Origin of the sequence: Corynebacterium sp. LK10, from assembly GCF_008042455.1 — a bacterium.
In the GTDB taxonomy this organism is placed as follows: Bacteria; Actinomycetota; Actinomycetes; order Mycobacteriales; family Mycobacteriaceae; genus Corynebacterium; species Corynebacterium jeikeium_D.
The window spans coordinates 231,653-244,895 of record NZ_NOVT01000022.1 but is presented as its reverse complement, the minus strand read 5'-3'; the positions used below and the strand labels follow the sequence as shown (position 1 = coordinate 244,895).

Genomic DNA, 13,243 nt, shown 5'->3' with positions numbered 1-13,243 from the left:
AGGTGACATGGGTGTCGTAAAGTCACTGAGACTGTCTGTAATCCTTGCGAGAAGCTCCACCACCAACCCCGAACGGCGTTCAAGTCTGGCGCTGTACAGGTATTATGCTGAGTATCATGACAGCCTCGGAAACCGCCCAGCCGCACACCCCGCAGCACTCCCAGTCGCACACCCCGCAGCACTCCCAACCACCCGCCCAACCACACACCCAGCCAGCCATCGCCGACCTCGCCCAATTCGACGCCGACCACATCTGGCACCCATACGGCCCCATCCCGTCGCCGGTCGCGCCCAAGCTGGTCGAGTCCGCCGAGGGCGTCAACCTCCACCTCGCCGACGGCCGCACCCTCATCGACGGCATGAGCAGCTGGTGGGCCGCTTGCCACGGCCACTCGCACCCGAAGCTGATCGCAGCCGCGAAGAAGCAGGCCACCACGATGTCGCATGTCATGTTCGGCGGACTCACGCACCGTCCGGCCATTGAGCTGGCGGAGAAGCTCCTAAAGCTCGCAGGCCCCGGCTTCGATGCCATTTTCTACTCCGACTCGGGTTCGGTCTCCGTCGAAGTGGCGATTAAAATGGCGCTGCAGTACCAGCAGGCCAAAGGCCATCCCGAGCGCACCCGCCTGGCCACTTGGCGCGGCGGCTATCACGGCGACACTCGCGCGCCCATGACCGTCTGCGACCCCGAGGGCGGCATGCATTCGCTGTGGACGGGGCAGTGGACTCCGCAGGTCTTCGCCGACAAACCACCCGCCCGCGGCGCAACCGAGGAGGAACGCGCACGCTATCTCGCGCACTTCGATTCGCTTATCGACGACTCCGTCGCCGGCATCATCATTGAACCGGTAGTCCAAGGCGCTGGTGGCATGCGGTTCCATGACCACGAGCTGCTTGTGGGGCTCCGGAAGCTGTGTGACAAGCACGGGATTCTGCTCATCGCGGATGAGATCGCCACCGGCTTCGGCCGGGCCGGTGACCTGTTCACGACGCAGGCGGCCGGGATTGTGCCGGATATTATGTGTGTCGGCAAGGCGCTGACCGGCGGCTTTATGAGCTTCGCAGCCACCCTCACCACCGCCGACGTGGCTCGCACCATTTCCAGTGGTGCAGGCGGAGGTATCATGCACGGCCCCACCTTCATGGGAAACCCCTTGGCCTGTGCGGTGGCCTGCGCGCAGCTCGACCTGATTGCAGAGGGGCAGTGGCGTGAGGATGTCCCGCGCATCGAGTCCCGACTTCGCAACCAGCTCCAGCCCCTAGCCAGCAGCGATGCTGTGGCCGACGTGCGTGTCCTTGGCGCAATCGGTGTCGTGGAGATGCAGCGTCCAGTGGACATGGGCCTGGCCACCGCAGCGGCCGTCGATGCCGGGGTGTGGCTGCGGCCATTCGGCAAATTGGTGTACACCATGCCGCCGTACATCAGCACCAATGACGAGGTCGACCGTATCTGCGAGGCCATCGCCGCCATCGTCGCCGCCGAGGAAGAACGCAAGTAGCGCAACCAAAAGGAGCACCAACCACCATGAGCATCGTCCTTGTCACCGGCACCGGTACCGATATTGGAAAGACCATCGGCACGGCAGCCCTGGCGGCGGCACTACGCGAAGAGGGCAGGCAGGTGCACGTCGTCAAGCCGATTCAGACCGGTTTCCCGGGCCCAAATGGCGGCGATTTGGACACTGTCGCAGAGCTGACGGGGATCGATAACCTGCATGGTTTCGAGCGTTACCCCGAGCCGATGGCGCCGTTGGCGGCGGCGCAGCGCGCGGGAATGCGCCTGCCGAACGCCACGGAGATCGCGGAGAAGATCAAGCTTATCGACGGGCCGAACCGCGTTGTCCTCGTGGAGGGCGCGGGCGGCTTGCTGGTGCGACTCGGCGAGGACTGGGCGCTGCCGGAGCTGGCGGGGTTGTTGCCGGGTAGTCAGATGGTGGTCGTGACGCGGTTGGACCTGGGGTGCCTGAACGAGGCGGAGCTCACCGTCGAGGTGGCGCGGGGCCGTGGGGTCAATGTCACGGCGCTGGTGGGCGGTTCGTTGCCGGCGGAGGTCGACCCGATCATTGAGACGAACCTGGAGGAACTGCCGCGCATCACCGGGGTGCCGCTGCTGGGGTCGGTGCAGGCGGGAGCTGGCGCGCTGGACCGGCAGGAGTTTGTGGCGAAAGCTACGCAGTGGCTGCCGGGCGTGCGAGAGTGGGCCGCAACGCTGTAAAAGGCGCTGTAGGTGGAGGCCGCGCGGGACATCGTTAAGCTGGCGTTTTGCGAAAAACGTGCTAAGGTGGCTAGACGACAAGGCGCGAGGCTTTCTCTGTAATTCTCTTTATTAACCTGCTTCCACCGGCCATTTTGGGCCCACGGGGGAGAGAACAGCGTCGCCTGGCGCTGACGTTCTAACAAACAGAACATTCTCCAACGCTTGAAAAGGATGTAGGTCAAGTGGCTAAACCCGCTCGCCGAGAAGGCACACCGGCACACAAGAACCGTAAGAATCAATCCAACCGCGGCTCCACTAACGCCCAGCGCAACCGCAGCCGTCGCGACAGCGGCGCGAAGATGGAGACCTCCAACGTCCACGCGAAGGACATCTACGTATCCAACGCCCGCCCGGCGCGCCACCAGCACGTGGACTCCGACCGCCGCGGCTCGGGCAAGCGCGTGCACAGCGAAGCAGGTGAAGGCGTACGTCTGCAGAAGGTCCTGGCACAGGCAGGCGTGGCGTCGCGCCGCATGGCGGAAAAGCTTATCGACGAAGGCCGCGTCGAGGTCGACGGCAAGATTGTGACGCGGCAGGGCGTGCGGGTGGACCCGAACACGTCTGTGATTCGCGTTGATGGTTCCCGCGTCATCGTCAATGAGGACATGCAGTACTTCGTCCTGAACAAGCCGCGTGGCGTGCAGTCGACGATGCACGATGACATGGGCCGCCCGTGTGTGGGCGACATCATCGGTGAGAAGATTAGCGCTGGTCAGCGACTCTTCCACGTTGGCCGCCTGGATGCGCCCACCGAGGGCCTGCTGCTGCTCACCAACGATGGTGAGCTGGCCAACCGTCTGATGCACCCGAGCTACGAGGTCACTAAGACCTACATGGCCACCGTTGTCGGCGAGGTCGATGCCAAGGTCATGCGCGAGCTGGAAAAGGGCATTGAGCTCGATGACGGCATCGCTAAGGCGGACATGGCACAGATCATCGATGTCTGGCAGGGTCGCTCTATCGTCCGCATCGAGCTGCACGAGGGCCGCAAGCACATCGTCCGCCGGATGCTCAAGACTGCGGGCTTCCCGGTCGAGCGCCTGGTGCGCACTAAGATTCACACTGTCCAGCTGGGCGAGCAGACCCCGGGCGCTCTCCGCGCACTCAACCGCGCTGAGCTGACCTCCCTCTACAACGCGGTGGGGCTGTAAATGGCACTAGTGAAAAAGAACGAAGAAAACCAAGGCGCTGAAGGAGCCCACATGAGCGAGCAGAACACTGACGACATGCTGTTGGTTGCCATCGATGGCCCCTCCGGCACCGGAAAGTCGACCGTCTCTCGGATGGTCGCAACCGAGCTGGGTGCAAAGTACCTGGACACCGGCGCTATGTACCGCGTTGCCACCCTGTGGGTGCTGCGCCAGGGCATCGACCCGACCGACGAGGAAGCCGTGGCCAAGGCGACGGCCGCCCTGCCGCTGGAAGTCTCCGATGACCCGAACTCCACCGCCGTCCTCCTCGACGGCGAGGATGTTTCCGGCGAGATTCGCGGCCCGGAGGTCACCCGCAACGTGTCGGCGGTCTCCGCGATTCCGGCTGTGCGCACCAACCTGGTCGCACTCCAGCGTTCGCTGGCCGCATCGGCTGTGCGCTGTGTGGTGGAAGGCCGCGACATCGGCACGGTCGTTCTCCCGGACGTCCCTGCGAAGATCTTCATGACCGCCTCCGCAGAGGTCCGCGCTCGCCGCCGCTACGACCAGGACATCGCTGCTGGTCGTGAGGCCGACTTCGACACCGTGCTTGCCGACGTCATCCGCCGCGACGAACTCGACAGCAACCGTGCGACCTCTCCGCTGAAGCCAGCCGAGGACGCATTCATTCTGGACACCTCTGAGATGGACATTGAAGAGGTCGTGGAAAACGTCCTCGATGTCGTTGAGGCCGGCTACCCGGGGTCCACCATGGACTGGGACGATGTCGACAACGAGGAGTTCGAGGAATCTTACGAGGGCTCTTACGACGATTCCGAGGACGACACCGCCGGACACCTGGTCGCAAACGTGGAGAGCGAAAACGCGCCGGGCACCGCAGGCAGCCACACCAGCGCAGACGAGTTCATCGACCGCACGATTGCCGACCACGAGACGATCATCTCCGAAGCCATCGAGCGCGCCGAAACCGGCCAGATCGATGACGATGCCGACTGGGAAGAGCTGGAGAACGCTTTCGCAGCGCTTGGCGTGAGCGACGAGGAGGAAGAAGCTCTTCCGACCGTGGCCATTGTGGGACGACCGAATGTTGGTAAGTCCACCATGGTTAACAGGTTCATTGGCCGTCGTGAAGCAGTTGTCGAAGACTTCCCGGGCGTGACCCGCGACCGCATCTCCTACCTGGGTGAATGGGGCGGACGTCGCTTCTGGGTGCAGGACACCGGCGGCTGGGACCCGGACGCCAAGGGTATGCATGCGGCGATTGCTCGTCAGGCGGAGACCGCCATGGAGACCGCCGATGTGATTGTTATGGTCGTTGACACCACCGTCGGCATCACCGCCACGGAAGAGGTCATGGCCCGTCGCCTGCAACGCGCGGAGCAGCCAGTTATTCTCGCTGCCAACAAGTTTGAGTCGGATTCGCAGCTTGGCGACGTCGCGGAGTTCTGGGCCCTCGGGCTCGGCGAGCCGCACCCAACCTCGGCCCTCCACGGTCGTGGCAATGCCGACGTGATGGACGAAGTCGTGGCTTCCTTCCCGGAGGTGCCGCGTGCGAAGTCGCTACCGACCGGGCCGCGTCGCGTGGCATTGGTGGGCAAGCCGAACGTGGGCAAGTCCTCGCTGTTGAACAAGCTCTCCGGTGAAGATCGCGCAGTGGTCAGCGACGTGGCCGGTACCACGGTTGACCCGGTGGACTCCCTGGTGCAGATGGACGAGGCGCTCTGGCGTTTTGTGGATACCGCTGGTATCCGCAAGAAGACCAAGACCGCCAAGGGCCACGAGTTCTACGCCTCGCTGCGTACTCGCTCGACGATTGACAACGCCGAAGTCGTCATCTTCCTGGTCGATGCTTCCGAGCAGATCACCGAGCAGGACCAGCGCGTGCTGCGCATGATTCTCGACTCCGGTCGCGCACTTGTGGTCGCCTACAACAAGTGGGACCTCATGGATGAGGACCGTCGCGACCTGCTCGAGCGCGAAATTGAAGAGCAGCTCGCACATGTGCCGTGGGCTCGTCGGGTGAACATCTCCGCCAAGACTGGTCGCGCTGTGCAGAAACTGGAGCCGGCCATGCTGGAGGCCGTGGAGTCGTGGGATAAGCGTATCTCCACTGGTCGCCTGAACACTTGGTTGCGTGCGATTATGCAGCAGAACCCGCCACCGCTGCGTGGTGGCCGCCAGCCGCGCGTGCTGTTTGCCACCCAGGCATCCTCGCGCCCGCCGGTAATTGTGCTGTTCACCACCGGGTTCCTGGAGCACGGCTACCGTCGCTTCCTGGAGCGCAAGCTGCGTGAAGAATTCGGTTTCGAGGGCTCACCGGTGCGCATCGCGGTGCGTGTCCGCGAGAAGAAGAAGCGCCGCTAGGACCTGCTAGGAAGCACCGTCAGGTAGTTCCGTTCAGGCCTGCTAGTCGCTCGAATTGAGCTGAGAAAAGCCCAAAATGTGATTTAGGCGATTGCATTTTGGGCTTTTCGTTGGCATTTTAGAGTTTCAGTAAATTAGCGATAAGGAGAACTGACAATGGTCAGGCGCGGCAACAACCGTGACGGCTCTCAGCACGATGGCCGAGACAACAGCTACGGACGCGATTCCTCAAGCGCATACGGCGATGACTCCGCGACTCGCTACATTCCGCGGGACGAGGGATACCGCGGATACAACCCAGATGCCGACTTCGCGGGCGAGCAGCCGACCGAATACTTCGGTGGCGACTCCTCTGAGACACAATTCCTGCAGCGTGGCGATGAAACACGTTTTGAGAACTCGCGAGGTGCCGGAGCCGGTGCAGGTGCTGGTGCCGCCGGTGCACAAGGCAGTGGCGCACAGGGTAGCGGCCAGTACTGGGCCCCGCTTTCTGAAGAAGAACGCGGCTATGGTCAGGCGGGCCAGCAGGCAGGTGCAACCCAGCAGTACTCCGCAGGCGGCGCAGGCGGTTACGGCGACATGAACAACGGCAACAACCGCGGTAATAACCGTGGCAACAGTGGCAATGATGACTCTAAGAAGGGCTGGGGCAAGCCTGTCGCCATTGTGGCCATCGCCGCCATGGTGGCCGTAGTCGCGCTGGTAGCCCTGGTCTTGTCCTTTACTTCCGGAACCGAGGACAAAAACGACAATACGGCGGAGCCGACGCAGGAGACGTCGTCAAGCCCGACGCCGACGACAACCTCGCCGGAAGAAACCACGACAAGCCCAACCGATCGTTTGGACCCGTCGGGCACGATTAACGACACCCGTGAGCGCCTCGAGCAGGAGCTGGACCAACTTCGCGAGTCGCCGCCAGCTATCCCTGGCCCCGGTGAGCGCAGCAGCGGTTGGGGCACCATCCCGCAGGGCGTGGTGGGCAAGAGTCCGGCATCGGTCGAGGTGGAATTGCGTACCAACGGCTACCAGAATGTGACCGTCGTCGACGCCGAGGGCAATCCGACCAACTCTGTGGCTGCGATTATGGGCAAGGTCGCCTCGATCGATCCGCCGGAGGGACAGATGGCGGAGACATCCACTCCAGTGACCATCTACCTGCAGTAATGCGGTAGGCAGGGCAGGGGTCTGGGGCGATTTTCGCCTTCAAACTCCAATGATGTAACCTATAGCTCGTTGCACTTTCGTGCACGCGGGCTGTAGCGCAGTTTGGTAGCGCACCTCACTGGGGGTGAGGGGGTCGTCGGTTCAAATCCGGTCAGCCCGACAAAAATAGCCGCCGTCTTCTGGAAGATTCCGGGAGGCGGCGGCTTTGTTTACGGCTATTGCTTACGGCTTTTGTTTGCCGTCTAGCGCGCGATGCTACTAGCGCACGACAATACCGTCGGAGTCAGCGTAGAGCGTCTCGCCCGGAACGAAGTCGATGCCGCCGAAGGAGACAACGACGTCGCGCTCGCCCTCGCCGGTCTTGGTGGACTTGCGCGGGTTGGTGCCAAGCGCCTTGCAGCCGAAGTCCATCTCGCCAATCAGCTTGGAGTCGCGAATCGCGCCGTTGACGACCACACCAGCCCAGCCATTGTCCTTGCCGAGCCCCGCAATAACGTCACCGACCAGCGCCGTGTGCACAGAAGCGTCACCGTCGATGACAAGCACGCCACCCTCCGACGGTTCGGAGAGGACCTTCTTCAGCAGCGCGTTGTCCTGGAAACACTTGACCGTGGAGATCTTGCCGCAGAACTCCACGCGACCGCCGAGGTTACGCATCTGAGTATCGCAGGAACGCACGTCCGGGCCGATCTCGTCAACCAGGTCAGCGGTGGGGATGAATTCGATTGCCATAGGGGATTCAAGTCCTTCCGAAAATTGCTCGCATCAAGTGTTAAACCCATTGTTTCAAACTCAAGATGTGACTAAAGACATATGGTGCAAATTCGCTGGCAGCGATTGGTGCTCCGAAGGGCGGTCCAGATTGATTACTCTGGTGAGTCAGAACGCGCCGACAACCACACGTGCGCAGGAAGGGTAGAAGATGGCTGGGTTTAATTGGTTTTGGAAGGCTCTTAGCGGCAAGCAAGGGCGCAACCAAAAACGCAGCGTAGGGCTGGTGGCACGCGCCGCTGAGCTCGAGCCGCAGGTACAGGCGCTTTCCGACGCTGACCTCGCCGACTTCACCCGCCAACACGCCACCGACGCACCGGAGCTTTTAGCCGCGCTCCGCGAAGTTTCCCAGCGCACCCTGTCCATGCGTCCCTTCGATGTGCAGCTGCAAGGCGCACTGGCGCTCATGGAGGGAGACGTCGTCCAGATGGCCACCGGTGAGGGCAAGACCCTCTCCGGCGCCCTGGCTGCAGCAGGGTTCGCGCTGCGTGGCCACCGCGTGCATTCCGTGACCGTCAACGACTACCTCGCAGGCCGCGACGCGCAGTGGATGCAACCGCTGTTCGGGTTCCTAGGGCTCTCGGTGGCGGCTATTTCGCCGCAGGAGGGACCGGGGGAGCGTCGTAAAGCATATGCGGCAGACATCGTCTACGCCGCCGTCAACGAACTCGGCTTCGACGTTCTGCGCGACCGCTGCGCGCCGGCCATCGAAGACCGCGTGCAGTCGCCCGCTGACGTCGCGATCATCGACGAGGCCGACTCCGTGTTGGTGGATGAAGCGCTAGTCCCGCTCGTGCTTGCCGGCAATGAGCCGGGCACCGCACCGACCGGACAGATCACCGACGTGGTGCGTCGCCTGCAGCTCGGCGACGACTACACCGTCGACGAAGGCCGCCGCAACGTCTTCCTCACCGATACCGGCGCCGCACGCGTCGAACGCCTGCTTGGCATCGGCTCGCTGTACGACGCCGAGCACGTCGGCACCACCCTGGTTCAGGTCAACGTTGCACTGCACGCTCACGAGTTGCTGCAGCGCGATGTCGACTACATCGTGCGCGATGGCAAGGTACAGCTCATCGACGCCTCGAAGGGACGCGTGGCGGAACTGCAGCGGTGGCCGGACGGTCTGCAAGCGGCGGTAGAGGCCAAGGAGGGCCTGCAGGTCTCTGAGGGCGGCCGAATCCTCGACTCCATGACCATCCAGCAACTCGTCGGCCGCTACGACATCACCTGCGGTATGACCGGCACCGCCACCTCCGCGGGAGACCAGTTCCGCGAGTTTTACGGACTCCACGTCTCCGTCATCGAACCCAACGTCCCATGCATTCGTGACGACGAGCCCGACCGCATCTACGCCACCACCGACGACGCGTTCGCCGCGCTTGTCGACGAGGTCGTGGAACTCAACGGCACTGGTCGACCAATACTCGTAGGCACCCGTGACGTGGCGGAATCGGAACGACTAGCCGATGCGCTGGTCCTGCGAGGCATCGAATCCTCGGTGCTGAACGCGAAAAATGACGAGCTGGAGGCCCAGGTCATCGCCAATGCTGGCGATATTGGCCGTGTCACGGTGTCCACTCAGATGGCCGGGCGAGGAACCGACATCCGTCTCGGCGGGGCAGATGAATCCAACCGCGATGCGGTCGTTGAGCGCGGTGGACTATGCGTCATTGGCCTGGGGAAGCACCGCACTGACCGACTGGACAATCAGCTGCGTGGCCGCGCCGGGCGCCAGGGCGATCCGGGCTCGTCGGTGTTCTTTGTCTCCCTGGATGATCCGGTGATTTCCGAGGGTGCTGCTGGCGAGACGCTGAGCGTGCTTCCCGAGGAAGATGGCCGCGTCCGGGATAAGAGGGCCTATCAGTTCATCGACCGCGCGCAGCGAGTGACAGAGGCGACCATGCTATCGATTCATGCGACGACATGGAAGTACAACAAGCTCATCGGTGACCAGCGCGAGATTCTGGATGAGCGCAGGGAGAAACTGCTGACTACTAATGCTGCCTGGGAAGAACTGTCCAAGTTGGCATCGGCGCGGGCGAAGGAAGTCGAAGCCGCAGCCGGGCGCGATGTCGCCGAGGATGCTGCCCGGGAAATCATGCTGAGCCACCTGGATCGCGGATGGTCAGACCACCTGGCGGATCTGGATGACCTGCGGGAGTCGATTCACCTGCGCGCGCTGGCTAAGGAAAGCCCCATTGATGAGTTCCACCGCGCCGCCATCGGCGCCTTTAAGAACCTGGTGAACAATGCCGTTACCGAGTCGGTGCAGACCTTCCAGGAGGTCGAAATCGACGGCGAAGGCGCACATCTGGAGGACACGGGTCTTGCTCGCCCGAGCTCGACCTGGACTTACATGGTCAACGACAACCCATTGAGCAATGGTGGCGGCTCGGTCGTCGGCTCGATTGCCGCGATGTTTAGGTAAGCCGTAACCACAAGTTTGGTAACAATTTGAAAATATTTCTCAGGTGACCGGCCTAGGTACACCCACAGAGAAAGCTCTCAGATGTCGGTATTTACGCATATCAATCATGTTGTACATACCCTGTCGGTGAGCTGCGTCACAACTTGGTTGGGATTAGATAACAACATGAAAGCGGTTGGGGCGCTATTATCTAAAAAGTAACGAGTAAATCGCCCAAGGTTATCCCGGAGGGAAAGATATGACTAGCAATAGCGGCCAGCCAGAGGCATCGGTCGAGACCACCTCGGTCTTCCGTGCAGATTTGCTGAAGGAAATGGAGTCCGGCTCTAACACGGACTCCACGGTCTCCGGTGTTGAAGGACTTCCGGCGGGCTCGGCACTCTTGGTTGTCAAGCGGGGGCCAAACGCAGGTTCGCGTTTCCTGCTCGATCAGGCAGTCACCACCGCTGGTCGTCACCCGGACAGCGACATCTTCCTCGATGATGTGACTGTTTCCCGTCGTCACGCAGAGTTCCGCAAGAACGGTGACTCCTACGAGGTCGTCGACGTGGGATCGCTGAACGGTACCTACGTTAACCGCGAGCCGAAGAACTCCGCGGTTCTGGCTAATGGTGACGAGGTTCAGGTCGGTAAGTTCCGCCTCGTCTTCCTGATCGGTAACTAATTCGACATCGGTTAATGTCGACGCCTGTCGGCATTAACCCCTTATTTTTGTAAAGGCTCGGAAAAGACCAGTGGCAGCAGTACGCAAATCAGCAGTTGCGCAGCCGGCGTCGTCGGAAAGCACTGCGAAGCAAGCACGCTCGGTGGGCAAGAAGAAGACCATCGGTGCTGTGCTGAAGGAAGTCAAGGTTGAGTTCCCTGATGTAACGCTGTCCAAAATTCGTTTTCTCGAGTCGGAGGGGCTGCTGTGCCCGTCGCGTAGCTCCTCGGGATATCGTCGCTACAGCCAGGCGGACATTGACCGCCTGCGCTACATTCTCACCGTTCAGCGCGATAACTACTTGCCGCTGAAAGTTATTAAAGAGCAGCTCGACGAAATTGATGCGGGCAACGCTGGCGGCGACGGGCTGGCATCGGTCACTCCACTGGTGACGGCGGATCAGTTCCGCGAAGCCGCAGTGGTCTCGCTGACGCAGGCGGAGCTGGCAGAGCGCACCGGCGCTAGCGAGAAGTTCATCACTGAACTGGTTCGAGTCGGTCTGATTACTCCGGACACGCTGAACATGTTCGATGGCGATGACCTGCTCATCACTGAGACGGCGGTCAAGCTGGCTGAGTTTGGCCTGGATGCCCGCCACCTCAAAACTGTGCGTACCGCTGCGGCCCGTGAGGCAGATTTGGTGTCGCTCGCTGCTAGTCCGCTGAGTAAGTCGCGTGCGGCTAGCGGCAAGCAGAAGGCTGTGGAGATGGGCCGTGAGATGACTGCGCTGATGGTCACGCTGCACGGCACTTTGGTCAAGCGCCAGGTCAACAAGGACCTGGGGAAGTAGTCGGTAGTCCCGCGTAAATAGCGGCTCGCTACAATTATCGCTGTTATGGACGAAAAACTCGTAGAAGTCAAGTTTCTAGACTGGATGGCGCATCCTCCTGAGGACGATCCAGTGCTGCTCCTGCATGCCGAAGAGACCAATCGGATTATCCCGATTTGGATTGATTTGGCGACGGCGACGGAGTACTCCGCCCGTGAGACCGGCGCTACGCAGCGTCGCCCGGGCATGCATGAGGTCTTCGTCGATACGCTGGACATGGTGGGGCAGAGCGCCCTGCGCGGCCAGATTACGGGCGTGCATGAGGGCGTTTTCATCGCCAGCCTGGTGCTCGAAGGTGGCGCAGAGATTGATATGCGGCCCTCCGACCTCATCCTTATCGCTAGCGAGCTTGAGGTTCCGCTGTATGTCGCGCGTGATGTGCTCGACGCCACGTCGGTAGCGGCGCGTCTCGTCGCAACCAATGGCGGTTCGCTTGCCGACGAGTCGGAGACCGACTCCGTCGAGGCATCGGTGTCGGAGTTTGCGGAATTCCTCGACAGTATTGATGCTGACTACTTCGCCGAGCCGCATGGTGATGCGGAGGACAAGAAGTCTGATGGTGAAGCCGACGGTGGCGCCGATTCAGCTTCCGATGGCGACCGTTAAACGTGTGACTGGAGTGAATAACCGGTTACTTTTGAGGTAGTTGTGACGCTTATTTCCTCCGGCGTGTCGCTGAATGACCCCATAAAAGGGGTAACTTTTCGTAAGTTATAGTTTCATCCCGTCCTGCGGTTTTGCTCCCGGGTCGTGCTTGAGCTGGGGAAACTATGACTCCAAACTCTAAACCTTAACTTTAGGTTTAGAGATTCGGCGTGTCGTCCTGTGATGTATTGACAGCCGATTAACCTTGGCGAAAGATAAATAACGGCAGTGAAACTACCTCGGGAGAATTTATATGGTCGACGACAACAGCGGTTCGCTCTTTGGCGACAATGAGCTCCGTGCGTCGGACTCGCAAGAGCCACGCGCGGTTCAGGAATCCCTGTTCGACATGGGACCGGACGAGCAGGTTGGCTACCGCGTTCCTATCGCATGTCAGGTAGCGGGCATTTCTTACCGCCAGCTGGACTACTGGGCACGCACCAAGCTGGTGGAGCCTTCTATCCGTACCGCCAAGGGCTCGGGTACCCAGCGTCTGTACTCCTTCCGCGACATCCTCGTTTTGAAGATTGTTCGCGGTCTGCTGGACACCGGTATTTCCCTGCAGAACATCCGTCTGGCTGTCGACCGCCTGCGCGACCTCGGCGTCGATGACCTGGCTACCATCACTCTGGTTTCCGACGGTCGCACCGTCTACCAGTGCCGCTCCAATGAAGAGGTCATCGACCTGCTCAACGGTGGCCAGGGAGTGTTCGGCATTGCTGTCCCGGGCATTATGAAGGAACTGACTGGCACCATCGCCTCCTTCCCGTCTGAGCGTATCGATGGTACTCAGGAGAACCCAGGCACTGGCATCGACGAGCTGGCTGAGCGTCGTCGCCGTCGCATCTCCTAACAGCCAACTATTTGGCTGGATAGCGGCGTTGCTGCTACGGCCGCCGCTCAAATAGCCGAAACAAACTAAACGAAA

The 13,243-nt window shown here is 61.4% G+C and carries 11 protein-coding genes and 1 tRNA gene; 11 read left to right on the top strand and 1 reads right to left on the bottom strand.

The window, feature by feature from the left end:
* The first annotated feature begins 116 nt into the window (after positions 1–116).
* The 6 genes from CHU70_RS10490 to CHU70_RS10465 all read left to right on the top strand — a co-directional run bounded on the left by CHU70_RS10490 (position 117) and on the right by CHU70_RS10465 (position 7,096).
* Positions 117–1,499: an adenosylmethionine--8-amino-7-oxononanoate transaminase gene (locus tag CHU70_RS10490; protein ID WP_222865443.1), complete on the top strand. Its 1,383-nt coding sequence runs from the start codon at positions 117–119 to the stop codon at positions 1,497–1,499.
* A 26-nt stretch (positions 1,500–1,525) separates the two neighbouring features.
* Positions 1,526–2,215: a dethiobiotin synthase gene (bioD, locus tag CHU70_RS10485; RefSeq protein WP_147719023.1), complete on the top strand. Its 690-nt coding sequence runs from the start codon at positions 1,526–1,528 to the stop codon at positions 2,213–2,215.
* A gap of 341 nt (positions 2,216–2,556) precedes the next feature.
* Complete coding sequence (locus CHU70_RS10480; RefSeq protein WP_042389329.1) at positions 2,557–3,408, top strand: pseudouridine synthase; 852 nt, start codon at positions 2,557–2,559, stop codon at positions 3,406–3,408.
* A gap of 51 nt (positions 3,409–3,459) precedes the next feature.
* On the top strand, positions 3,460–5,772 hold the full coding sequence (gene der, locus CHU70_RS10475) for a bifunctional cytidylate kinase/GTPase Der (protein ID WP_070827740.1): 2,313 nt from the start codon (positions 3,460–3,462) through the stop codon (positions 5,770–5,772).
* Between the two features lie 156 nt (positions 5,773–5,928).
* On the top strand, positions 5,929–6,936 hold the full coding sequence (locus CHU70_RS10470) for a PASTA domain-containing protein (RefSeq protein WP_070546174.1): 1,008 nt from the start codon (positions 5,929–5,931) through the stop codon (positions 6,934–6,936).
* An 86-nt stretch (positions 6,937–7,022) separates the two neighbouring features.
* Positions 7,023–7,096: transfer RNA gene (locus CHU70_RS10465), tRNA-Pro, on the top strand.
* Between the two features lie 98 nt (positions 7,097–7,194).
* On the opposite strand, the gene rraA is transcribed toward CHU70_RS10465, so the two are convergent.
* Positions 7,195–7,668, bottom strand: a complete 474-nt coding sequence (gene rraA / locus CHU70_RS10460) for a ribonuclease E activity regulator RraA (protein ID WP_016422839.1) — start codon at positions 7,666–7,668, stop codon at positions 7,195–7,197.
* Positions 7,669–7,858: 190 nt separating this feature from the next.
* Here rraA and secA2 point away from each other — a divergent pair, with 190 nt between their 5' ends.
* The 5 genes from secA2 to CHU70_RS10435 all read left to right on the top strand — a co-directional run bounded on the left by secA2 (position 7,859) and on the right by CHU70_RS10435 (position 13,168).
* Positions 7,859–10,138, top strand: coding sequence for an accessory Sec system translocase SecA2 (secA2, locus tag CHU70_RS10455; protein WP_048734010.1), 2,280 nt, complete (start codon positions 7,859–7,861; stop codon positions 10,136–10,138).
* Between the two features lie 238 nt (positions 10,139–10,376).
* A complete protein-coding gene (gene odhI, locus CHU70_RS10450) occupies positions 10,377–10,802 on the top strand; it encodes an oxoglutarate dehydrogenase inhibitor Odhl (RefSeq protein ID WP_016422837.1) in 426 nt (141 codons plus the stop codon).
* 70 nt (positions 10,803–10,872) lie between these two features.
* On the top strand, positions 10,873–11,631 hold the full coding sequence (locus CHU70_RS10445; RefSeq protein ID WP_049170471.1) for a MerR family transcriptional regulator: 759 nt from the start codon (positions 10,873–10,875) through the stop codon (positions 11,629–11,631).
* 45 nt (positions 11,632–11,676) lie between these two features.
* Positions 11,677–12,276: a bifunctional nuclease family protein gene (locus CHU70_RS10440; protein ID WP_048734014.1), complete on the top strand. Its 600-nt coding sequence runs from the start codon at positions 11,677–11,679 to the stop codon at positions 12,274–12,276.
* A gap of 388 nt (positions 12,277–12,664) precedes the next feature.
* Complete coding sequence (locus tag CHU70_RS10435; protein WP_172620271.1) at positions 12,665–13,168, top strand: MerR family transcriptional regulator; 504 nt, start codon at positions 12,665–12,667, stop codon at positions 13,166–13,168.
* Positions 13,169–13,243 lie beyond the last annotated feature (75 nt).

Bases quoted from the DNA above. Each gene is read 5' to 3' on its own strand.
- bioD (WP_147719023.1), top strand. From the start codon at position 1,526: ATGAGCATCGTCCTTGTCACCGGCACCGGTACCGATATTGGAAAGACC.
- CHU70_RS10440 (WP_048734014.1), top strand. From the start codon at position 11,677: ATGGACGAAAAACTCGTAGAAGTCAAGTTTCTAGACTGGATGGCGCAT.
- CHU70_RS10435 (WP_172620271.1), top strand. From the start codon at position 12,665: ATGGGACCGGACGAGCAGGTTGGCTACCGCGTTCCTATCGCATGTCAG.
- rraA (WP_016422839.1), bottom strand. From the start codon at position 7,668: ATGGCAATCGAATTCATCCCCACCGCTGACCTGGTTGACGAGATCGGC.
- CHU70_RS10480 (WP_042389329.1), top strand. From the start codon at position 2,557: ATGGAGACCTCCAACGTCCACGCGAAGGACATCTACGTATCCAACGCC.
- CHU70_RS10470 (WP_070546174.1), top strand. From the start codon at position 5,929: ATGGTCAGGCGCGGCAACAACCGTGACGGCTCTCAGCACGATGGCCGA.
- secA2 (WP_048734010.1), top strand. From the start codon at position 7,859: ATGGCTGGGTTTAATTGGTTTTGGAAGGCTCTTAGCGGCAAGCAAGGG.
- der (WP_070827740.1), top strand. From the start codon at position 3,460: ATGAGCGAGCAGAACACTGACGACATGCTGTTGGTTGCCATCGATGGC.
- odhI (WP_016422837.1), top strand. From the start codon at position 10,377: ATGACTAGCAATAGCGGCCAGCCAGAGGCATCGGTCGAGACCACCTCG.
- CHU70_RS10490 (WP_222865443.1), top strand. From the start codon at position 117: ATGACAGCCTCGGAAACCGCCCAGCCGCACACCCCGCAGCACTCCCAG.